The following is a 20271-nucleotide window of genomic DNA, read 5'->3' as shown; positions in this document are numbered from 1 at the left end:
ACCCCGATACGTGGAGGAACCATGTCTACGAAAGTAATGCCCGTTGATCCCAAATGCGAGAACAAAGTCGCTGATATGTCTTTGGCCGAATGGGGTCATATGGAAATGCAGTTGTCCGAGCGCGAAATGCCGGGCCTCATGTCTCTTATAGAGAAGTCAGGTAAGGATAAGCCCCTGAAGGGCTTCAAGGTCATGGGGTCGTTGCACATGACTATCCAAACCGCCATGCTCATCAAGTGCCTTTACGAATTGGGCGCTGATATCCGGTGGGCATCCTGCAACATCTTTTCTACTCAGGATCATGCTGCTGCAGCAATCGCGGACTCCGGGATGGCCAAGGTTTTCGCATGGAAAGGTGAGACGCTGGAAGAGTATTGGTGGTGCACTGAGCAGGCTCTGACATGGCCCGATGGCTCCGGCCCTGACCTCATCGTTGATGATGGTGGTGATGCCACGCTGCTTATTCACCAGGGGGTGAAGTGCGAAGCTGATCCGAGTCTGCTGGGCAAAAAGCATGATGTCTTGGAATTCCAGATGATCATGGACCGTTTGGAGGCCTCTGTGGCGGCCAACCCTGAGAAGTGGACCACGATTGCCAAAACGATCCGTGGTGTTTCCGAAGAAACGACCACTGGTGTGCACCGACTCTATGAAATGCAGCGTGCGGGAGAGTTGTTGTTCCCGGCCTTCAATGTTAATGATTCCGTGACAAAATCCAAATTCGATAATTTGTATGGTTGCCGCGAGTCTCTGGCTGACGGTATCAAACGCGCCACTGATGTGATGGTGGCAGGCAAGGTTGTTGTCGTGGTCGGGTATGGTGATGTCGGTAAAGGCTGCGCCCAGTCCATGCGTGGCTTTGGCGCTCGTGTGCTGATTACTGAAGTTGATCCCATCTGCGCCCTTCAGGCCGCCATGGAAGGATATGAAGTCACGACCATGGATGACGCCGCACCGCGCGGTGATATCTTCGTCACGTGCACCGGCAACTATCATGTCGTGACCGGGGCGCATATGGATGCCATGAAGGACGAAGCTATTCTTTGCAATATCGGCCACTTCGATTCCGAGATTGAAATGGGACATCTGGAAAACAATCCCAAGTGCATCAAGAAGGAAGTCAAGCCGCAGGTTGATAAGTGGACATTGCCCTCAGGTAACTCTCTTATCGTTCTGGCTGAAGGTCGCCTGGTCAACCTCGGTTGCGCCACAGGACATCCGAGTTTCGTGATGTCGAATTCCTTCACCAACCAGGTTCTGGCTCAGCTTGATCTGGCTCAGAACGATTATGAACCCAAGGTGATGATCCTGCCCAAGAAACTGGATGAGGAAGTCGCTCGCCTTCACCTGGAACGTCTAGGGGTTAAGCTTGAAAAGCTCACCAAGAAACAGGCTGACTACATTGGTGTCGATGTGGACGGTCCTTTCAAGCCAGACCATTACCGTTATTAATTCCGTTTTATCATGATCTGTTGGAGGGGGGAGTCTTCGGACTTCTCCCTTTTTTATGGGAGGCGAACCGGGATGAGGTGTGCTAAAGGGATAGTCATGCGAATCATACAGTCATTTCTCAGTCTTTTCGTGCTTCTTCTGATTGGGGTTCCGGGATGGGCCATGGACGTGACTGTCTCGGTGTCCAGCGTCAAAGTTGAATTCGGTCTTCCTCATACGCCTGACAATCTCATGGATGGAGATCCCTCGACCGCCTGGGTCGGCGGAGGGATCGGACCTGGTGTCGGGCAGTGGATAGAATTGGATTTCGGGATTCCGGTTCGAGTCAGCAGGCTGGGGATTTTCAACGGGCATCAAGGCAAAGGCCAATTTCACGCATTTCGTCGAATCCGTTCGGGAAAGATCGTCTATCCCGATGGTACAGAGGTTCGTTTCTGGCTCAGAGACGAACCCGGTGAGCAAATCATCGAATGTGCCGGGAAACCATCAAAATCACTTCGTCTTGTCGTGGAAAGTGTTTTCCCCAAAGGAGAGGTAACTTCCAAGGTCAAGTTGGCAGTTTCGGAAATCAAGCTCTACCTGACGCTGATGGAACTTCCTATGGGCGATGAAGCGCATGGGGCAAAGCAGAAGGAACACACACAGGCTCCACCTCCTCAAGACCCCAATTCCATCGTGCCGGAACCGTTGGTGGAACTGTTACGCGAATTTTATGTCCGCCAGACATCTCTGGCCGATGACTATGCCAAGCTGTTTGCGGAGGATGTCCGCGATAGAAATGATTTTCGGTTTGAAGTTTTCAAGGAAATTCAGCGGCAGCGTGGGACGTATTCCGTTTTGCGAACAGCCAAGGTGGACACCGGAGGACTCGGGTTTGAACTTGTCGAACTTGAAGGTTCATTCGCACGGGTTCGTGTTTTCGGAGCCTATAGAGTCAAAGTGGCGAATCTCGACAGGAATCTGGAAGAAGATTCCGTCTTTGTCGTCACCAAAGTCCGGGGCGAATGGAAAATCGTGGAGCTGGAAGGCGAAGAAGATCTTTTCTAGGACCAGGGCTCACACTCTCCAGACATCAATGGTCTGTCCTTCATATAATCCTTCGGAATCCGCAGGGATAGCCGTTAATCCGTCAGCCTGGATCATGGTTCTGAGGAGGCCGGACTTGCCAAGCACCGGATGAGCGAGAGGAAGTTTCCCGTCTCGCGGTTCGATTTTGATGCGAATGTAATCTTCCCGTCCCGGCTTGGAAGGAACATTTCTGGCCAGTACGGCAGGGTGCGTTGGTCGGCGGGTTTCATCAAAGGCGGCCGGATCACCCTGTAGGTGGCGGATCAGCGGTAAAATGAGCACATGCATGACCACCAGGGCCGAGGTGACCTGACCCGGCAGGCCAAGGACAGGCTTGCTTCCCACACGTCCGAGGATAGTCGGTTTACCGGGGCTTAACGCCACCCCATGGGCCAGAAGTGCAGAATCCTCCATCGCTTCTATGGTCTGCACTGTCAGGTCGCGAACTCCGATTGAGCTACCGCCGGACAGGAGGATAAGGTCATTTTCAGCCACAGCAGTGGCCAGCGCGCTATTCAGGCTTTCAAGGTCGTCTTTGACAATTCCGTATCTTGTTGGGATTCCATTGACCTGTTTGACCAAGGTCGCGATCGTGTGGGAATTGACGTCACGTACTTTTCCCGGTCGGGGCATTTGACTGACTTCGATAAGCTCGTCTCCTGTGGAAAGGATTCCTACCCGAGGGCGTTGAATCAGAGACAATCTTTCAAAACCGAGAGCTGCGGAAAGCCCGACTTCCTGTGGTCGGATCACGGTTCCGGCAGGCAGAGCGATTTGTCCGGTTCTGGCGTCCTCCCCTCGCTGCATGACATTTTCACCCGGAGCAATGCTCTTGCGAATTTCAATTGTGATGCCGAGGCCATTCATGCTTTCCCCGACTTCCTGAGTATGTTCGACCATCACGACAGCGTCAGCCCCCTCGGGGAGGAGGCCACCTGTTGAGATTCGGATGCATTCGCCCGGTGCAATGTTCATCTTCGGAATTGTATCGATGGAGAGGGTGTCGGTACAGTCTAGATAAGCAGGATTTGTTTCACTTGCGCCGAATACGTCGCGGGCGTTGATGGCGAAGCCATCCATGCAGGACCGGTCCATCAGGGGCCAATCGTGATCGGCAATCAGATCGAAGGCCAGGGTCCGTCCCGATGCGCGCGACAGACGAACTGTTTCTGAAGGCAGTGGGTGGAAATCTTTGAGAAAATTCTGGAATTCAGCTCGACTGATGATAGTGAAAAATCCGTGACTCATGAAACTCCCTTTGTGTTCGGACTGACGCTACGGCAGAGGCATCGCCGGAGCAAGAAAGTGTGTCTTGGCGATGGTCCGGCACTGGTCAGGAACGGGAATTGGCAAATCGGCCGATCTCGGCATCTCTATGGAGAATGTGTTCGTTGATCCAGTCGCTGAGAAACAGGGAGACCCCCTTGGGGGAAATATTCTCTCCGCTTTCAAGCATGCGCCATAAGGTGTTGACTCGTACCAGGAGAAGGGCATGGTCGGCAGCGTGTGAATCAAGATCGGGAAAGCCTATTTCCTTCATGTACGCCTCTTCCTCCTTGAAGTGGTACACGGTATATGCCTTGAGGCGGTTGAATGTCTCTTTGAGGATGGTTTCCCCTTCGCCACGGCGGATGGCATCCAGGAGGTCATTGCCGATGGTTAGAAGCTGTTTATGCTGTTCATCCAGAACATCAAGTCCGATATTCAAGGCTGCAGTCCAGTCGAGATTCTTCATTGTGTCTTCCTTAAGTCAGTGGCTTGCATTATTGTGGCGACGATTATCAGGGTCCATGGCAGAGATCTCACAGCCGATCTGGACTCGGTTGTTTTTCTTCGATGACTTCGGTTCCTATACCGGATTTGGTGAAGAGCTCAAGCAGGATGCAGTTTTCTACCCTGCCATCGATTATCGCGGCCTTTTCCACATCCGGAACGGCTTCAATACAGCATTTGATCTTGGGGATCATACCACCGGTGATGACCCCGGAATCAATGCAGTCAAAGGCTTCCTTGTGGGAAAGGTGGGTGATGAGTTCTCCATCCGCATCAAGAAGCCCCGGAACATCAGTGAGTAGATACAATCGCTTGGCTCCCAAAGCGGAGGCGATGGCCCCTGCGACGGAATCGGCATTAATATTATACGTATTACCTTCGTCATCCACCCCCACAGGAGCGATGACGGGGATGAACCCATCGGTTTCCAGTGACCGTATCAGCGCCGTATTGATGGAAGAGACCTCGCCGACCTTGCCGAGATCGATGATTTCAGGAGGAGCGTTCTTTTTTTCGACAGAAAGTTCCTTGGGTTCGGCCTTGATGAGCATCCCGTCTTTGCCGGACAAGCCCACAGCGCTGCCGCCGTTTAAGTTGATCAGATTGACGATTTCCTTGTTGACCTTGCCAACCAGGACCATTTCGACCACATCCATGGTCGCATCGTCGGTCACGCGATAGCCTTCGCGGAATTGGGATTCGATATTGAGCGCTTTGAGCATGGACCCTATCTGCGGGCCGCCGCCGTGGACGATGACAGGATTGAGGCCGATATATTTGAGGAGGATGACATTGAGAGCGAAGGCTCGCTTCAATTTCTCATCTATCATGGCGTTTCCGCCATATTTTATGACAATGGTCTTGCCGTAGAAATCCGTGATGAACGGCAGTGTTTCTATGATGGACTTGGCTTGCAGCTGGTAACGTTTCATGTCCCGCTGGCTGATGGACTCTTTCTTCATTCGGCGCGCTCCTCGCGTGGTGGGCGATATATTCGGATGACGGGATTCTCCTTGAAAGATGACATTGTGTCAATATTCGGAGTTGTCTGGAGTGCTTTGAATCGATACGATTCTTTGGTGTTGACAGATCCAAAAGGGGCCAAAAAAATGCGAATGAGTTTTGACAGAATGGAGTGGGCCGGTTCCGTGGGTGATCTCGGAACTCTTTTGCCGTTGGCTTTTGCCATGATCATGATCAACGGACTCTCTGCCACCGGATTGTTTTTGACTATAGGGCTGATGTATGTCCTGGGTGGCATGTATTATCGTGTGCCCGTGGCGGTCCAGCCGATGAAGGTCGTGGCAGCGTATGCCATCGGTCAGTCTCTCAGCCCGGATGTTATTACAGCTTCGGGACTGATCGTCGCTGTTTTTCTGCTTTTTCTCGGAGCGACGCACTTGGTGGATTTTGTAGCGCGCATTGTTCCGAAAACGGTCATACGCGGTGTGCAGATGGCTACAGGTATCCTGTTGCTTTCCAAGGGGGCGAAGATGGTTGTGGGGACCAGTGATTTTCAAGTCATGCATGGTGGGACAGAACCTTTTCTGAATAGTCAGTCCTTTATGGGGATGCCCATGAGCCTGATTTTGGGCATACTCTTTTTTCTGGTAACACTCTTTTTGCTCAATAGCCGTCGTTTTCCGGCGGGGTTGGTTGTTGTTGTCAGTGGAGTGCTTGTCGGCTCCTTACTCGGCGCGTGGCAGGAGTTGGCTGGTGTCCAGATCGGATTTCACCTCCCACGGTTTTTGCCGTTCGGATTTCCGTCCGGGGGGGATTTTTCCTTTGCCCTGCTGGTGCTGGTGCTCCCCCAAATCCCCATGACCATGGGCAATGCCGTTATTGGTAATCGTGATTTGAGCTTTGAATACTTCGGGCGGGAGAGTCGGCGTGTCACGGATCGAGCCTTGTGCATGAGCATGGGGTTGGCCAATTTGTTCTCCGTCATGGTGGGCGGAATGCCGGTTTGCCATGGTGCTGGCGGGTTGGCTGCCCACTATCGCTTCGGGGCCAGAACAAGTGGGTCGAACATGATTATTGGCGGTGGTTTCATTCTCCTGGCTCTTCTTTATGGACCGGGAGCGGCCAATGTCTTGCATCTCCTGCCTATGGGGGTTCTTGGGGCTTTGCTCTTTTTCTCCGGCGCACAATTGACTTTGGCGATCATGGATATGAGTTCTCGGTCCGATCTTTTCGTGGTCGTACTCATGCTCGCTATTACGTTGATCAGTAATCTCGCATGGGCTTTCGGCGTCGGGATCTGCCTGTATCACATCATCCGCGTCGGGAAAATCAAGGTCTGAGTCTGATTCCGAATCGGGTGTAAGCGGGTTTGTCTTGTCTTTTTGTCATCAGACGATACAATACTCTCATTAAATGAAACATTTTTGGGTGCAAGGAGACAGACCCCATGGGTAAACTGATCAAGGAAAAGGGTGAAAAGGGACGGTTGCATATTGAGACCCCTTTGTTGGGCGAATCTCTGGTTGACAAGCGGTTGCTACGAGAAACAGAGGCCGATGAATATTTCCGTATGCAGCCGGAGGTCAATGTTCTCAAGATTGGTGGGCAGTCGATCATGGACCGCGGTGCGTCGGCTTTGTTCCCGATTCTTGAAGAACTGGTCAAAGCCAAAGAAGAACATAAGATTTTGTTGATGTGTGGGGGAGGGACTCGTGCTCGGCATGTCTACAGTATCGGCATAGACCTCGGTATGCCCACTGGGGTGCTTTCCAAGCTCGGAGACAAGGTGTCGGCACAAAATGCCGAAATGTTATCCGTTCTTCTGGCCAAGCATGGTGGAGCCATGATCGGGCATGGCGACCATCTTGAGCAACTCCACATGTATTGCCAACAGGGATATCTGCCTATCACCACTGGTATTCCTCCCTATGGTTTCTTTGAACACCCGGCGGAAGTCGGTTCCATTCCCCCGCATCGTACGGACTCGGGAGCGTGTCTGTTGGCTGAAAATATCGGCGCCAAGTCCTTGATTTATTTGAAAGACGAAAAGGGGATGTACGAGAGTGACCCCAAGAAAGCCAAGGACAGGGAGGCTCTCAGGTTTTTTGACAGAATTCATGTCGATGAATTGATAGAGATGGATTTGGAAGACCTGATTGTCGAACGTCCTGTTTTAACTTTTCTCAAGAATGCCAAAACATTAAAGCAGTTTCAAATAATTGATGTCCTGCGTCACCCGGAGCATCTACATGCCGCGCTCAATGGCGAACATGTGGGGACCATCGTTTACAAGGATTAATTACTCGGCAGAAGCTGCCAAAACCATATCATGTACTTTAAAAAGAAAGCTCCTTCACAAACGGGTGTTTGTGAGGGAGCTTTCTTTTTTTGAATATGAGTCTTTTGTGTGTCTTTGGTACAGGGGCCATTTATTTACCCTTTGGGCTTGACACCTTCTGCTTCGTCCTCACCTCGTGCAAGGTAGATAATTTCAGCGCCGGTATGTTCGGCCAGTTCAGCCAGTTCGCATTTACGTATTCGTTTGGCGTAGATTTTCAAATCTCCACCTTGCACGCCAACTACTCGATAGCGTGGTCGTTGTTGGCCTTTATCCGATCTGCGACGTTCTCTGACGAAAATCTTCATGGTGTCCTCCCGGTAGTGTTGTGTTTGAAGGATTTATTGTCTATGTTGAACATATATCCTTTAAGTATATAGAGTCAAGAAGGTCTTTGCAATTATGTCGAAAAATGTAGGAAGCGGAAAGCCGCAACGGTATATTCAACCATCCTTGCTCATGGCGTTGAGCATGGGATCGTCGTATGGGTATGAGTTGATCCAGACCATTGGGGAGTATGGTTTTTTGCGTGGGGACGCTCCTCCCGGAATGGTCTATAGACACTTGCGGCAAATGGATGAAGAGGGGTTGGTTCTTTCCAGGTGGGATTCAAGAGGCGATGGTCCGGCCAAACGTGTGTATTCCATTACTCCTGAGGGGAGGGAAATCCTGGAAGCCTGGGTTCTCCATATGGAACGGCAGCGTGATGCTCTGGATGGTTTTATCCTCAGATACAGGAGAAAAAAATAAAAAGAAAAACTCCGGGGCGGGTGGGGTTGAACAAGTGTCGGAGAAACCCGGAGTGTGTTTGTGTCTGATCAAGCCAGGACGCGACGATAGACGATTTTTTCATAGCATCCAGTGAGAGTCCTTGCGGCCTTATCCGCAAAACCGATGGCCCGCAATCGACAATAGAGATGGAGCGGGTTGAGTCTGTGTTGAAGATGTGAACGTAAGGTCATGGCACCCTCCTTGGTTCCCGTTGAGTTCCTTATTCTCTCTATCGGCAAAAGACGTGCGAGATATTAGGGTGCTCTGACGGCCCAGACGTGAAATCCCTTGTCACGTTTGTAGCCGACTCCGATTGCTCCCTTGTCAAGGTAGTGACACATGGCCCAATTTGCTTCGTACCCACTGTTGGTGGATGACCAGTATGCTTCGCGGGTATTGGTGAAAGGGTGGCCGGTTGGCAGAGCTGGTGAATGGTTCTGGCTTTCTGTCAGGGATTCGAATTCCCTGATGGTGGGGAGACGCCATCCGGAGAGGCTGGCGAATCCGGTCGTATTCAGTTTTTTGACCACGGTAAACGCATCTTTCCATGAGACCGGTCCTGGGGCGAGATCCGCTAGGCGGGTCCAGCAGAGGTGGGTCAACCTGTCGGTAACGATCTCCCCATGATCCTCAAAGCGAGGTTCCGGCCAGACTGAACCATCTTTCGATGGACCTGCTGTTGGCGCAGGAAGTATTTCCGAACGCCCTCGTACAGGCCAGACGAGTTCATACCCGGTCTTGTTTCCCCAGAACATTCTTCCTCCCATCATATGGAGGTGCCATGCCTGACTTTCGTGCATGGCTGATGTGGTCGAGGTCCAGTACCACCCATGAAAGACATTGGTGAAAGGATGCCCGGCAGGCAGTGAAGGGGAGTGGGAATCAAAGGAAACCAGACTGAAAAGTTCGCGACGATTCGGGAGGCGCCAGTCAGTAAAGCCTGCTACATGGTCCTTATTCATGGTTTGGACGAATTCGAATGCTTCCTGCCAAGTTATGGGGAATCCGACAGGATTGGCATCTTTCAGCCAGACCAGACCGGTTGTCGTATCTAGGATTGCCTCTCCATCGGGGATAAATCGTGTCGGGTCCCATGCCTGTCCGGGCGAGAATTCTGCATCCTGCCCAGTATTGCCGCAGGAAATTATCGACCCGTCCTGGTCGGCACAGAAGGTTTGTCCAGTGGAGAGGATGTGTTGAGACATCCTTGAAGCCTAGTCTTGTATACAGAAAAAGGCCAGCAACAGAATGACAAGGGCACAGAGCAGCCCTCCCATGTAGACCGCCTGGATACCGAAGAGGCTGTATATGCCACCCATCAGGAGAGGGGCGACGGTCTGGGCAAGTCTCAGGGTCAGTCCGTTGGCTGCCATGAATGCCCCACGTTGTTCCATGGGGGCAATAGTGGTCAGCATGGTCATCACTGTGGGAATATTCAACCCCTGAGCCAGGCCGAAGCACATTACAGCGGGGATCACGAACCAGATGCTCGGGGTCATTGGAATGAGTAGCATGGCGAGACCATACAAGAGACCTGCGCTCCCCAGAAGAAAACGGTGACTGAACCGGCTGGAGAGTCTGCCCAGTTGGAATGCAGCCATTCCTGTAAAACCGGATGAGATGAGAAAAACCATACCGATGGAAACGGGAGAGGCATGGAACCGATGACTTAACAGAATAGGCAGGTAAGTCACGATAGGGCCGTACAGGACGATGAAGGTGGCCATTGTTGTGGCAAAGAGGCTGAGGACCTGCCGCGTTTTCATGAGTTGGAAGGCATCCCGGAAATAATTTTTGAGACTCCCGGAAGAGGTGGGTTCCGGTGTATCCAGCTGAGTGGCAATCACCAGTCCCAGTGGGATGGCAATCAGGGGCAGCAGGAAAGGATAGTTCCATCCGAGCATGGCAAGTGCTCCGCCAAGGCCGGGAAAGGCTGCGGTTCCTATGGCAAGCACGCTCGCATTGTAACCCATGGCCTGGCCGCGTTCATCTCCTTGGTACAAATCGCCGATGAGAGTTCCGTAAATGACTCCCAGCGGTCCTGCTCCGAGTCCCTGCATGAAACGGAGGATAAGCAGTTGCTCCATGGATTGGGCAAAGAAACAGAAAAAACCGAAGCATCCGAAAATGAACAATGATGGGACAAGAATGACTTTTCGTCCGATACGGTCTGCAAGAATGCCGACCAAGGGAGAGACCAGGATTCCGGGTAGGGTGAAGACGGAGATAACCAGTCCTATCTGAACCGGGCTCATGTGGAGTCCTGTCATGATGTCCGGTAGAGCCGGGATAATGCTCGATACACCGAGGATGGCCATCAGTGTCACGCAGAAAGTCAATTGCAGATTCTTATCGAGATAGAGTCGCCTCAAAGCGCCCTCCGGTTATATGGCTGCATCAAGCAGCATGTTGTCGCGGTGCACGGCCTCATCAGAGGAGGTCGGCCCGATGATCGCGGGTAAATCGGCAGTCTTTTTCCCTTTGATCCGTTCCAGTTCGGCAGAAGAGAAATTGCTTAATCCAACACCGAGTTCATCGCCCTCAAGGGTCTTGATAAAGACCAGTGCGCCTCGTTCAAAACAGCCGTCCACGGCGCTGATGCCGATAGGAAGCAGAGATTTGCCTTTGGTGAGCAATGCGTTGGCTGCTCCTTTGTCTACTCGGATGGCCCCGGAGGGATCGTCATGGTAAGCGAGCCAGAACTTTTTGCTGGAGACTGTGCGGCTCTCCGGCAGGACGAGAGTGCCGTGGTCCGCTCCGTCGAGGGCCGCAAGAATGTCAAACTCCCCTTTGCCTGAAACAATGAGAGTCGGGATGCCCAACTGGGCCGCGCGTCTGGCCGCACGAAGTTTTGAGTACATGCCGCCCGTACCGACACTGGTTTTACCATCACACATGGCTTCGATATCCAGGCAGGCGATGTTGTCGATGACCGGGATGGATCGTGCTTCGGGGTGTGTCTCCGGGTTTCGATCAAAAACGCCGTTCGCACTGGTAAGATTCACAAAAAGGTCGGAGCCTGTTAGCCCGAGACACATCGCGCCTAGGGTATCATTGTCGCCGAATTCGAGTTCGTGGGTGGAGACTGTGTCATTCTCATTGATGATCGGGATGACTTTCCATTCAAGCAGCCGTTCCAGTGTATTCCGGGCATTGAGAAAGCGCTCCCGGTCCTTGAGTCCGCTCCGTGTCAGGAGAATTTGTGCGGTGACTTTGCCGTGTTTGGCAAAGGCTTCATCGTAGTCATGCATGAGGCGGCCCTGACCAATGGCCGACGCCGCTTGGCGGGAAGCCATGTCATCATATTCCTTGCGACACTGTCGGGTCCGTTCACAGATGCGTTGTCTTCCGGCAGCCACCGCACCGGATGAGACCAGGACAACGTCCATTCCCCGATCGATCAGAGCGGACAGTTGGGTTGCCAACCTGTCAATGGAGTCCGGGTTCAGGCCGTCTTTCGTGGCCAGTACGGCACTTCCGACTTTGACCACTATTCGGCGTACTTCCTTGAGGAGTATATGTCTGTCTACATCGGTTCTCATCATGGGGCGCACCGTACAGTATCAGCCCTGCCGCTGGCAAGGTGGAGTTGTCCGGGAAAACGGATTGATCTGGCTTTCCTTCTGTTCATTTTGGTTGGTTAAGGAGAAAGTGGTGGAAGGAGTCGGCCAGAGGGAAAAGCCTTCGCTGATCATGGATCAAGTGGATCTCGAGAGTGGGCACTATTCCTCGCAGCGGGATAAATCGAACTCCAGCGCGTCCGGTACGCGCTGTGGACTCCGGAACAAGAGCCACCCCATGCCCGGCAGCAACCAGAGCTACGGACGTATGCTTGGTGACTGTTTGCTGGACTCTCCGCATTCGTGCTTGAGCCTTGGCAAAGGCTGTAATCCATGCGTCGTGTAGGGTTGGATTGATGTGCCTTGGAAAGAAGATAAGTGGCTCATTATCGAGTTGTGTCAGGGAGACAGATTTCTCATTGGCAAGGAGATGGTCCTGTGGAACTGCGAGGACGTATGTTTCTGCATGGTAGAGGGTACAGGCGAGGGCTGTGGTATCATGCCCGAGAAGACGTACTATCCCCATATTCAGTTCCTGTTCCCGGACCATGCGAATTTGTTTTTCCGTTGTTGCCTCTGTTAATTCAAAAACAACTTCAGGATTTTGGGTCCGAAATTTTTTCAAGTCAGGGGCAAGGGGGCCATCTATGGCCGGGCCGACAAATCCCACACGCAAGCGGCCTGTTATTCCGTTACCGACGTCTATGGCTCGCTGTTGGGCCGATTCTATATCAGAGAGAATCTTTCGCGTATCGTGGGCAAGAATTTTTCCGGCCTCAGTCAACTCCACTCGCCGCCTGTCTCGCCTGAAAAGGCGCACTCCGAGTTCTTCTTCCAGCGTAGCAATCTGCATCGAGAGCGGTGGTTGTGTCATATGCAAGCGTACCGCTGCTTTTCTGAAATTCAATTCTTCGGCAACAGTCAGGAAGTAGAGCATCTGTTTTGTGTTCATACTGATTTGTAAAACATATCACAGAATCATGAAAGGGGTATTGGACGTATTAATCCGAGGGACGTATTGAGTCTCAAAAGGAGGTTGTCATGAACAACGAACGGTATGAACGCGGATTGGAAAAATTACGCGAGGTGGATGGGGAAATGGGCGATAAGGTCATTGAGGCATTGGATGCCATTTCACCAGACTTCGGTCGGCTTTTGATCGAATTCCCTTTTGGTGACGTGTATTCCAGGCCTCAACTGTCGCTCAAGGATCGGGAATTGGTGACGATCGCTGCCCTTGGGGCCATGGGTGGGTGTGCTCCTCAGTTAAAGGTTCATGTCAACGGTGCGCTCAATGTTGGGTGGACTCGGGAAGAGATTGTGGAGTCCTTCATTCAGCTTGCAGTTTATGCCGGTTTCCCTGCTGCGTTGAATGCATTGTCGGGCGCTAAAGAAGTCTTTGATGAACGCGATGGCAATGACTGATGCAGGGCTACGTACTCTTGAGAGATGAGATAAAAAAACAGACTGCCGCAGTACAGGCAGTCTGTTTTTTTGTCAGTCATATCCGAATGCGTATGCTCGTATACATGGGCAAGGAGAGGGAATGCGCTCCGGGTGGAGAAGGGGGCATTGGTCTAGATATAATCCCTTCATGAATATAAAGAAACATAAAGTTTTCCCGATGAGGTTTTTAATGACAGCATCCGAAATGTTTGGATGGGCTTCATGTATATGTTTCTTCAATCGGGAGTCTCGACATGATTAATCCTGTAGATGGTTCCATTTTTTTTACCGCAGCCATTCCACAGCAGATTGCCAGGAAGGATTCTTCTTCACTTTCCCAACAAGGTGATACTGTCACTCTCAGCAATGACGTGACAGTCAAGATGCGTGCTCAATTGGATAACGCGGCAATGATTCGCGAAAGTAACAAAAAGGCTGATGCCGAAAATTCCGGATCAAAATGGGAGTTGTCCTCCGGGTTGAAAGAGGGAACCTTCATACTGAAAAACGGCAATGAGCAGACAATATCCATTGATGGTGATTCTCTTGAGATTTTGGAATATAATCATGGTCATCTGGTCAAGTCGATCACAGGAAGTATTGCCGAGAACGGTGCGTCTTTTGATACGGAATATTATGATGCTTCAGGTGACCTGAGTCAGGTTATCCATACGGATATTCAGGAATTGGAAGGAACACAGGGCTGGACTCAATCCTCCATGGAGCGCAGCGTTCAGTGGTATGATGACGGTATGCTCAAAGGGGAGATGCAGGATTCCATGGTGCTCAGTACTTGGAATAGCTCGATTCATAGCGATGATGAGGCCATGACTCGTATCAAGTCTTTGCTGCAAAAGGGGACGGACAAGGTCGTTCCCGATGTTGAAGCACTCTCAACGGCTTTGACTCATCAAAAACATATAGCATCGTATCATGCCGAGATTCGTGAATTCGGCTCGAATAGTCAATTGGCGCGTGAGGTCACTCTTGATCATGAGGGGCGTTACAAGCAGTTGTCCAACAGGTCGTATAATGATGTCGGAAATATGGAAGCGAGAAGCACGCGAGAGTTGGAGCACAACACAAATGTCTCTGTGACAGTGAAGGATTACGACTCGGATGGCAATCTCATACGGGATGCTCAATTCAGGGATAAACAGCAAGATAAGGCCGATGACAAGAGCGATGGAAAGCAGGAGCAGGCTGTCAGTGTCGCGTGGTATGCCAAGGGCGAGTTGATAAAGCAGAGTTACGGGACCATGAGTTTGTCAGAAACTGAAACAGCTCAACTTGGGGGGCGTCCGAATATCCTCGACTCGTTGGGGGTGTCGACTGAGCAATACCTGGGAAAAGAGCCACAGTCAGCCGTGGACCTGATGAACACAAATTTCTTGCGCAGCAGCTCCGAGCCGGAGTTGTTTGTGGAAGGTCTCAATCGGCATATTGGAGCCAATGATTACAGCGTGGCAGCGGATATTTCCTCCAGCGGCAGTCCGAATCAACCCTACTCGATTTCTTGGACAGATGAGATATACCGTGATGGTGAGATGGTGATGCGTCAAAAAGACACACAGGAAGCCCATGAATCCTCATTCTTCCAACGTGAGCGTGCCCTTTATTTTGAGAAAGGCCATGCGCTGACAGAGAATGAAAGTCCCGGTGTTCTCCGAAAGACATCACATGTTCGGGAAGATTTCAAGGACGGGAATTTAACAGGCAGGCAATCCATGAGCATGCGCGAGAGCATAGATGTCGGCCATGGTTCGGATACGTTGGAAACCCACTCGGTGATGGTGCAGGGATTGGAAGGACAACAGGTCACAACCTCCATTACCATTGATGCCGGAATTCTGGAATTGGATACCGATGCTGATGCGGCAGCCAGTGGTATGGCGTCGGAGACGGAACTGACTCTGGATGCATTCCGAGAGACAACCGGTTCCATGAATCAGGAAAAAAACACGAAGCAGGCAGTAAACCGTGTTCATTTCGACTACAGGAAGAAGTGGGATTAAGCTTCGGCTTCTTCTGCGGCTTCTTTCTCGCTGAGCAGGGACAGGTGTCGCCACATTTCGGCTAGAAGTTCATCAACACCTTCACCTGTGAGGGCTGAGATAAAGAAAACTTTTTCACTGGAAGCAGTCACTTTCTCCTTGAGGTCTGCAAGTTCATCCTCGTCAAGTGTGTCAATTTTATTGATGACCTTGATCTGAGTTTTTTTGCCCAGTTCCGCGCTGTATTCGCATAACTCCTGATTGAGCATATCGTATCCGTCCGTAGGAGCATCTCTATTGAGATCTTCCACTGCGAGGATATGGACGAGAAATCGATTTCGCTCGACATGTTTCAGGAATTGGATGCCCAGTCCACGCCCTTCGCTGGCTCCTTCGATAAGACCGGGGATGTCAGCAATAACCATCCGTTCGAAATCTTCATTTTCAATGACACCGAGATTGGGGACCAGTGTCGTGAAGGGATATGCAGCAATTTTGGGCCGGGCTGCCGAAATTTTGGAAATAAATGTGGATTTGCCTGCACTCGGGAGGCCAAGGAGTCCAACGTCCGCCAAGATTTTCAGTTCCAGGCGAATCCGTTTTTCCTCTCCAGGAAATCCCGATTCGGCAACGCGAGGGGTACGGTTTGTGGATGACTTGAAATGCAGGTTGCCACGGCCGCCTTTGCCTCCTTCACAGATGACTATTTCAGTGCCATCATTCACAAGATCGGCAATAAGCTTTTCACTTGTGTTGCCATCGTCATGCTCGGTCACCTCATAGATGAGAGTCCCCACAGGGAGATCCACATACAGATCCTCGGCAGCTTTACCATAACGATCTCTGCCCATGCCGCTTTCCCCATTGCGGGCAAAATAGTGACGATGGAGGCGGAAGTCATAGAGGCTCATCAGACGGTTCGAACCGCGAAAGATGACGTCGCCACCTTTGCCTCCATCACCGCCATCAGGACCACCTTTGGGAACATTGGCCTCACGACGCAGACTCGCGCATCCGTTACCACCCTTGCCAGAGCGGACCAGAATGAGTGCTTCATCAACAAAACGCATGGTATTACCCCTTTTCTCCCCGATTGCCGAAACTTGGAAACGCAAAAAACGGGCAGGAGGCGCTCCAGGGAGCGTCTCCTGCCCGGAGAAATGCTGTCTGCAAAGCTTTAGGCTTCTGCGGGCAGTACGAGCACGCGAGTCTTGGCGACCTTGTTGCGTGTGTACTTCTCGAACTTAACAACACCGTCGCGCAGGGCGAACAGAGTGTAGTCCTTGCCTGTGCCGACACCTTCGCCAGCGTGAAAAGAGGAGCCGACCTGGCGGACAAGGATGTTGCCAGCCAGGACTTCCTGACCGCCAAAACGTTTGACGCCTCGTCTTTGACCGGCACTGTCGCGACCGTTTCTGGAACTACCACCAGCTTTTTTATGAGCCATGTTATCCTCCCCTCAGGCGCTAGGCCGTGATGGATTTGACTTTGATAGAAGTATAATCCTGGCGGTGACCCTGCGTTTTGCGGGCATCCTTTTTAGGCAGCTTGTGGAAAACCACAACCTTTTTGCCACGAGAGTGACCCAGAACTTCGCACTCGACCTTTGCGCCTTCAATGAAGGGTGCGCCGATCTTGGTGTCGCCGTCCTTGTCAACCAGGAGAACGGAATCGATGTCCAGCTTTTCGCCAGCCTCGATTTTGAGCAAATCTACTTTGAGTTCAAGACCTTCTTCAACGCGGTACTGCTTTCCGCCGGTCTCGATGATAGCAAACATAGTTAAAACCTCCAGTTCGTAAGAGGAGGCAACCTATCCGCAACTTGTCGCAGAAGTCAAGCCCCCAGCCACTTTTTTTTATTTTTTTGCGGCAGACGGATTACTGTCACAGTGTCGGGGAAAAATCAAGAAACTCCATGAGGCAATCCCCTTTTTTTCTGAATGTCCCGTGGGCATTTTTAAAGATTGTCTGGTCGTATGAGGGCATACCGCCTTGAAACGGAAAGTCATTTATATAATAGAATTGAATTCCAGCCTGTTTTTTACCTCGAGCCTGTGCCTTGTCATCTATTGCATGGCACGGGCCAGGACAAGGACATCCACCCTTGTGGCGCCGGCTTGCTTGAGCATTACCGTACATTCCCTGAGTGTGGCACCTGTCGTGTAAACGTCATCGACCAGGAGTACCCGGTTCCCTCGGACGAGGTCGGTGTTGGCTGTGAATGCGGATTTGATGTTTTCGCGCCGTTCAGCTCGCCCAAGCATGGTCTGTGGCTGTGTGTATCTGGTGCGTACAAGGCTTTTTTGCACGATAGGTGAGTGTGTTTGTTGACTGAGCGGACGGCACAGTTCCGTGCTCTGATTAAAACCACGCCAAAGGAGTCTACGCTTGTGCAACGGAACAGGAACGATGATATCGGGAGGCGGGCCTTCTTTGTCGAGAAAAGCCGCAGCCAGCATCTCTGCCAGCAAGCGTGTCGAGCCTGTTGCATTATTGAATTTATATCCGAGGATCAGGTCTCGGAGTGCCCCAGTATGGATGGCATGAAAAAAGAAGCGCCCCCACGGTTCCGGTGAAAGGCGACACGCACCGCACAGGTTCAGCGGCATGGTTTCGTCAGCAAATATTTCGCCGCATCCCGGACAATAGCCGCCCGTACGGGCCGCAAGGGCAGAAGCACACGTCTCGCAGAGTACCCCCCTGGCTGTCAGCATGGCGCAGACCGGGCATCGACCTTGGTGCAGCCCGGTCCATTCGAGCATGGAGCGAATGGAAAGGGTCATTCAGGGAGTGTGGCATCCTGCCATGCCTTCTGTCCACATTCGACGATTAGCTTTTCCATTTCAGTATGGTGACGCAAATCTTCGGCAGCGTCCACGCCACGGAAGGTCAGTGGAGAGGCCAATTTCATATTAAAATTCGCGACAAAGTATTTGAGCGTCAGCCGTGCGCCCTCGAAGAGCTTTATTCCTTCAGGTTGCCCGGCAACCAGCACCGAATGCACAGTGCGCCGGGGGAGGTCGGCGATCCAGGTTTCCTTGTCGATCCGAGCCTTCCAGAACTGTTGCCCCCTGTCTATCCATGTTTTGAGCCGTGATGGCAGGTGGTAGAAGTATATGGGGGAGGCAAAAAAAACAGTTTGGGCTGTGAACATTGGCTCGAACATTGCCCATGCTTCGTCTTTTTTGCCGAGAATACATCGCTGTTGTCCTTGAAGGTGAGTGGATTTGTCACAATATCCACAGGCCAGGCATGGCCTGACATCCCTGTCCCGGACATGAATTATCTCCGATTTTCCTCCGGCTTTGATGACACCCGCTTCAAGCAGTTCGGCGACTCTGTCCGTGTTGCCTTCCCTGCGATGGCTGGCCGTATAAATGACTGCTTTCATGCAGAGTCCTCATCTTTATAGAGTGGCTTGCGTCGCGTCATGCGGGCCAGCACATGATCCTCTTTGTCTTGAAATTCAAATATCCAGTCACGGAAAATATGTGCCTCATGGCGAACCTGAGGTGCAGTCTTGGCCGTTACCATGGCTTCGACCCTATCGGTCTTTGAGAAACGGAGATACCAACCTACCTCCATGCCCACGCCTCAACACATATCTCGAATGTCGATGATGATCGGTTGACTCATCAGTACCCGCCAAAGAAGGGGTTGTGGTGCATTTCATCGGCTACCGAGGTCTCAGGTCCATGACCCGAGAGCAGAAGAGTCTCCGGAGGCAGGGTGAAGATATATTCCTTGACCGAATTTTTCAGGACTTCAAGATCGCCGCCGGGAAAGTCGGTTCGGCCAATTGACCGATAGAAGATAAGATCGCCGACAAAAGCGGCTTGTGCGTCCGGGAAATGAAAGGTCAAGCTTCCAGCCGAGTGTCCTGGGGTATGGAAAACCGTGCAGGAGAAGTTTCCGAATGTGTGTTCACCCGGTTCTATGATTTCCGCTTCATAGGGCTCGACTTCCGGCAGACCGAAAGTCCCCCCCCGGCCCAGTTCATTTTCCAGGAGGGGGAGATCATGCTCGCCGCACAGGATGGGAGCGCCGGTCCTTTCAGACAGAACCTTGTTCCCGTAGGTGTGATCAAAGTGAAGATGAGTGTTCAGGATATGCGTGATGGTCAGCGCGTGTTCCTTGACAAAGTCTGTCAGTTGGGTCGGGTCGCCACCGGGATCAATGACAAGAGCTTCGGAATCGTCATAAAGCAGGTAGCAATTGGTCTGGAGTGGGCCGAGTGGGAAATTCTTTATCTCCATTACAGTTCCTCCAGCAGGAGATCGTCCAGACTCTTTCGGCTGGAGCTTCCCTTCTGATCCGGGTGTCCCAGCGCGATGACTGCCTGGAGTTCGTAGCTTTCATTGCTCAGCCCCAGTGCCCCGAGTGAAGCGTCCTGATCATTGACAATTTGTCCAAGCCAGACCCCTCCCAAACCGAGAGCATGAATGGCAAGCAGCATATTCTGAATGCAGGCTCCTGCTCCCTGGTGGTCTTTCATCTCGCTGTACATGACTGATTTGTCGAGCATGATACAGATACATGCAGCTGATTTCTTAACGATATGAGCATATTTGGTGCATTGGGCGAGTTTCTCATGGCTTGCATCGTGCCGGGGGATGACCATGAAGCGCCATGGTTGATTGTTTAGGCCGCTTGGCGCCCAGCGTCCGGCTTCGAGAATGGTTTTGATGTCCTCTGTCGAAACGGATTCATCGGTGAATTGACGAATGGATCGGCGATCGAAAAGAGCTTGTAGGACTGGATTGTCGGTCTTCATGACATCATACTCCTTGACTTTTTATGTATTGTTTAGCCTACGAGGTCTGTGTGGGCAAGGGGAGTTCATGGAAAGGGATTCGTTGTGCGTAAAAAAAGCGCCTTCTTGAGAGTGCCGGGAATGGTGACCATG

Annotated in this window: 24 protein-coding genes; 7 read left to right on the top strand and 17 right to left on the bottom strand. The window is 51.8% G+C overall.

Features of this window, described 5'->3' with window-relative positions; translation table 11 throughout:
• The first annotated feature begins 21 nt into the window (after positions 1-21).
• Both ahcY and BN4_RS06600 read left to right on the top strand, forming a co-directional pair.
• A complete protein-coding gene (ahcY, locus tag BN4_RS06605) occupies positions 22-1452 on the top strand; it encodes an adenosylhomocysteinase (RefSeq protein ID WP_015414603.1) in 1431 nt (476 codons plus the stop codon).
• 96 nt (positions 1453-1548) lie between these two features.
• Entirely contained in the window at positions 1549-2499 is a 951-nt protein-coding gene (locus BN4_RS06600; protein WP_157871289.1) for a discoidin domain-containing protein, read from the top strand.
• Positions 2500-2508: 9 nt separating this feature from the next.
• Here the strand turns inward: BN4_RS06600 and BN4_RS06595 are convergent, their stop codons facing one another.
• From BN4_RS06595 to argB, 3 genes are all read right to left on the bottom strand, one after another.
• Positions 2509-3768 carry a molybdopterin molybdotransferase MoeA gene (locus BN4_RS06595; protein WP_015414601.1) on the bottom strand — a complete coding sequence of 420 codons (1260 nt, stop codon included), beginning with the start codon at positions 3766-3768 and terminating at the stop codon, positions 2509-2511.
• An 85-nt stretch (positions 3769-3853) separates the two neighbouring features.
• Positions 3854-4255 carry a bacteriohemerythrin gene (locus tag BN4_RS06590; RefSeq protein ID WP_015414600.1) on the bottom strand — a complete coding sequence of 134 codons (402 nt, stop codon included), beginning with the start codon at positions 4253-4255 and terminating at the stop codon, positions 3854-3856.
• Positions 4256-4322: 67 nt separating this feature from the next.
• Positions 4323-5225, bottom strand: a complete 903-nt coding sequence (gene argB / locus BN4_RS06585) for an acetylglutamate kinase (protein ID WP_041720759.1) — start codon at positions 5223-5225, stop codon at positions 4323-4325.
• A 177-nt stretch (positions 5226-5402) separates the two neighbouring features.
• On the opposite strand from argB, the gene BN4_RS06580 reads away from it, so the two are divergent.
• A complete protein-coding gene (locus BN4_RS06580; protein WP_041720758.1) occupies positions 5403-6596 on the top strand; it encodes a putative sulfate/molybdate transporter in 1194 nt (397 codons plus the stop codon).
• Between the two features lie 107 nt (positions 6597-6703).
• Entirely contained in the window at positions 6704-7555 is an 852-nt protein-coding gene (locus BN4_RS06575) for an amino acid kinase family protein (protein ID WP_015414597.1), read from the top strand.
• A gap of 134 nt (positions 7556-7689) precedes the next feature.
• Here the strand turns inward: BN4_RS06575 and BN4_RS06570 are convergent, their stop codons facing one another.
• On the bottom strand, positions 7690-7902 hold the full coding sequence (locus BN4_RS06570) for a hypothetical protein (protein WP_015414596.1): 213 nt from the start codon (positions 7900-7902) through the stop codon (positions 7690-7692).
• 94 nt (positions 7903-7996) lie between these two features.
• Here BN4_RS06570 and BN4_RS06565 point away from each other — a divergent pair, with 94 nt between their 5' ends.
• Positions 7997-8344 carry a helix-turn-helix transcriptional regulator gene (locus BN4_RS06565; protein ID WP_015414595.1) on the top strand — a complete coding sequence of 116 codons (348 nt, stop codon included), beginning with the start codon at positions 7997-7999 and terminating at the stop codon, positions 8342-8344.
• 68 nt (positions 8345-8412) lie between these two features.
• Here BN4_RS06565 and BN4_RS17920 read toward each other — a convergent pair whose 3' ends face one another.
• The 5 genes from BN4_RS17920 to BN4_RS06545 all read right to left on the bottom strand — a co-directional run bounded on the left by BN4_RS17920 (position 8413) and on the right by BN4_RS06545 (position 12877).
• A complete protein-coding gene (locus tag BN4_RS17920) occupies positions 8413-8556 on the bottom strand; it encodes a hypothetical protein (RefSeq protein ID WP_173399602.1) in 144 nt (47 codons plus the stop codon).
• Positions 8557-8619: 63 nt separating this feature from the next.
• On the bottom strand, positions 8620-9570 hold the full coding sequence (locus BN4_RS06560) for an Lcl C-terminal domain-containing protein (RefSeq protein WP_015414594.1): 951 nt from the start codon (positions 9568-9570) through the stop codon (positions 8620-8622).
• A gap of 9 nt (positions 9571-9579) precedes the next feature.
• On the bottom strand, positions 9580-10737 hold the full coding sequence (locus tag BN4_RS06555) for an MFS transporter (protein ID WP_015414593.1): 1158 nt from the start codon (positions 10735-10737) through the stop codon (positions 9580-9582).
• Positions 10738-10749: 12 nt separating this feature from the next.
• On the bottom strand, positions 10750-11910 hold the full coding sequence (gene proB / locus BN4_RS06550) for a glutamate 5-kinase (RefSeq protein WP_015414592.1): 1161 nt from the start codon (positions 11908-11910) through the stop codon (positions 10750-10752).
• Positions 11911-11992: 82 nt separating this feature from the next.
• Positions 11993-12877 (bottom strand): LysR substrate-binding domain-containing protein, encoded by an 885-nt coding sequence (locus BN4_RS06545; RefSeq protein ID WP_041720174.1) that lies wholly within the window; start codon positions 12875-12877, stop codon positions 11993-11995.
• Between the two features lie 89 nt (positions 12878-12966).
• Between BN4_RS06545 and BN4_RS06540 the strand changes: the two genes are divergently transcribed.
• Both BN4_RS06540 and BN4_RS06535 read left to right on the top strand, forming a co-directional pair.
• Positions 12967-13350, top strand: a complete 384-nt coding sequence (locus BN4_RS06540; protein WP_015414590.1) for a carboxymuconolactone decarboxylase family protein — start codon at positions 12967-12969, stop codon at positions 13348-13350.
• A 275-nt stretch (positions 13351-13625) separates the two neighbouring features.
• A complete protein-coding gene (locus BN4_RS06535; RefSeq protein WP_015414588.1) occupies positions 13626-15386 on the top strand; it encodes a hypothetical protein in 1761 nt (586 codons plus the stop codon).
• On the opposite strand, the gene obgE is transcribed toward BN4_RS06535, so the two are convergent.
• From obgE to BN4_RS06495, 8 genes are all read right to left on the bottom strand, one after another.
• Positions 15383-16435, bottom strand: a complete 1053-nt coding sequence (gene obgE, locus BN4_RS06530) for a GTPase ObgE (RefSeq protein WP_015414587.1) — start codon at positions 16433-16435, stop codon at positions 15383-15385. The two genes, BN4_RS06535 and obgE, sit on opposite strands and share 4 nt — an antisense overlap.
• 107 nt (positions 16436-16542) lie before the next feature.
• Complete coding sequence (rpmA, locus tag BN4_RS06525) at positions 16543-16812, bottom strand: 50S ribosomal protein L27 (RefSeq protein WP_015414586.1); 270 nt, start codon at positions 16810-16812, stop codon at positions 16543-16545.
• A gap of 19 nt (positions 16813-16831) precedes the next feature.
• Entirely contained in the window at positions 16832-17143 is a 312-nt protein-coding gene (gene rplU / locus BN4_RS06520; protein WP_015414585.1) for a 50S ribosomal protein L21, read from the bottom strand.
• Positions 17144-17431: 288 nt separating this feature from the next.
• Positions 17432-18148, bottom strand: coding sequence for a ComF family protein (locus BN4_RS06515; protein ID WP_015414583.1), 717 nt, complete (start codon positions 18146-18148; stop codon positions 17432-17434).
• Positions 18145-18756, bottom strand: a complete 612-nt coding sequence (locus BN4_RS06510; protein WP_015414582.1) for a flavodoxin family protein — start codon at positions 18754-18756, stop codon at positions 18145-18147. The genes BN4_RS06515 and BN4_RS06510 overlap by 4 nt, the downstream gene beginning before the upstream one ends.
• Positions 18753-18950, bottom strand: a complete 198-nt coding sequence (locus BN4_RS06505) for a hypothetical protein (RefSeq protein WP_015414581.1) — start codon at positions 18948-18950, stop codon at positions 18753-18755. Before BN4_RS06505 ends, BN4_RS06510 begins: the two co-directional genes overlap by 4 nt.
• A gap of 50 nt (positions 18951-19000) precedes the next feature.
• Entirely contained in the window at positions 19001-19621 is a 621-nt protein-coding gene (locus BN4_RS06500; protein WP_015414580.1) for an MBL fold metallo-hydrolase, read from the bottom strand.
• Positions 19621-20139 carry a nitroreductase family protein gene (locus BN4_RS06495; RefSeq protein WP_015414579.1) on the bottom strand — a complete coding sequence of 173 codons (519 nt, stop codon included), beginning with the start codon at positions 20137-20139 and terminating at the stop codon, positions 19621-19623. Before BN4_RS06495 ends, BN4_RS06500 begins: the two co-directional genes overlap by 1 nt.
• Positions 20140-20271 lie beyond the last annotated feature (132 nt).

The sequence above is a fragment of the Pseudodesulfovibrio piezophilus C1TLV30 genome (assembly GCF_000341895.1).
GTDB lineage: Bacteria > Desulfobacterota > Desulfovibrionia > Desulfovibrionales > Desulfovibrionaceae > Pseudodesulfovibrio > Pseudodesulfovibrio piezophilus.
This window is presented reverse-complemented; position numbering and strand designations above follow the sequence as displayed.

Coding starts and splice junctions, on each gene's coding strand:
- BN4_RS06590 (WP_015414600.1), bottom strand. CDS start 4,255: ATGAAGAATCTCGACTGGACTGCAGCCTTGAATATCGGACTTGATGTT.
- BN4_RS06575 (WP_015414597.1), top strand. CDS start 6,704: ATGGGTAAACTGATCAAGGAAAAGGGTGAAAAGGGACGGTTGCATATT.
- BN4_RS06570 (WP_015414596.1), bottom strand. CDS start 7,902: ATGAAGATTTTCGTCAGAGAACGTCGCAGATCGGATAAAGGCCAACAA.
- obgE (WP_015414587.1), bottom strand. CDS start 16,435: ATGCGTTTTGTTGATGAAGCACTCATTCTGGTCCGCTCTGGCAAGGGT.
- BN4_RS06600 (WP_157871289.1), top strand. CDS start 1,549: ATGCGAATCATACAGTCATTTCTCAGTCTTTTCGTGCTTCTTCTGATT.
- BN4_RS06560 (WP_015414594.1), bottom strand. CDS start 9,570: ATGTCTCAACACATCCTCTCCACTGGACAAACCTTCTGTGCCGACCAG.
- rplU (WP_015414585.1), bottom strand. CDS start 17,143: ATGTTTGCTATCATCGAGACCGGCGGAAAGCAGTACCGCGTTGAAGAA.
- BN4_RS06595 (WP_015414601.1), bottom strand. CDS start 3,768: ATGAGTCACGGATTTTTCACTATCATCAGTCGAGCTGAATTCCAGAAT.
- BN4_RS06500 (WP_015414580.1), bottom strand. CDS start 19,621: ATGGAGATAAAGAATTTCCCACTCGGCCCACTCCAGACCAATTGCTAC.
- rpmA (WP_015414586.1), bottom strand. CDS start 16,812: ATGGCTCATAAAAAAGCTGGTGGTAGTTCCAGAAACGGTCGCGACAGT.
- BN4_RS06580 (WP_041720758.1), top strand. CDS start 5,403: ATGCGAATGAGTTTTGACAGAATGGAGTGGGCCGGTTCCGTGGGTGAT.
- BN4_RS06565 (WP_015414595.1), top strand. CDS start 7,997: ATGTCGAAAAATGTAGGAAGCGGAAAGCCGCAACGGTATATTCAACCA.
- BN4_RS06545 (WP_041720174.1), bottom strand. CDS start 12,877: ATGAACACAAAACAGATGCTCTACTTCCTGACTGTTGCCGAAGAATTG.
- BN4_RS17920 (WP_173399602.1), bottom strand. CDS start 8,556: ATGACCTTACGTTCACATCTTCAACACAGACTCAACCCGCTCCATCTC.
- argB (WP_041720759.1), bottom strand. CDS start 5,225: ATGAAACGTTACCAGCTGCAAGCCAAGTCCATCATAGAAACACTGCCG.
- BN4_RS06515 (WP_015414583.1), bottom strand. CDS start 18,148: ATGACCCTTTCCATTCGCTCCATGCTCGAATGGACCGGGCTGCACCAA.
- BN4_RS06505 (WP_015414581.1), bottom strand. CDS start 18,950: ATGGAGGTAGGTTGGTATCTCCGTTTCTCAAAGACCGATAGGGTCGAA.
- BN4_RS06510 (WP_015414582.1), bottom strand. CDS start 18,756: ATGAAAGCAGTCATTTATACGGCCAGCCATCGCAGGGAAGGCAACACG.
- BN4_RS06535 (WP_015414588.1), top strand. CDS start 13,626: ATGATTAATCCTGTAGATGGTTCCATTTTTTTTACCGCAGCCATTCCA.
- BN4_RS06540 (WP_015414590.1), top strand. CDS start 12,967: ATGAACAACGAACGGTATGAACGCGGATTGGAAAAATTACGCGAGGTG.
- proB (WP_015414592.1), bottom strand. CDS start 11,910: ATGATGAGAACCGATGTAGACAGACATATACTCCTCAAGGAAGTACGC.
- ahcY (WP_015414603.1), top strand. CDS start 22: ATGTCTACGAAAGTAATGCCCGTTGATCCCAAATGCGAGAACAAAGTC.
- BN4_RS06495 (WP_015414579.1), bottom strand. CDS start 20,139: ATGAAGACCGACAATCCAGTCCTACAAGCTCTTTTCGATCGCCGATCC.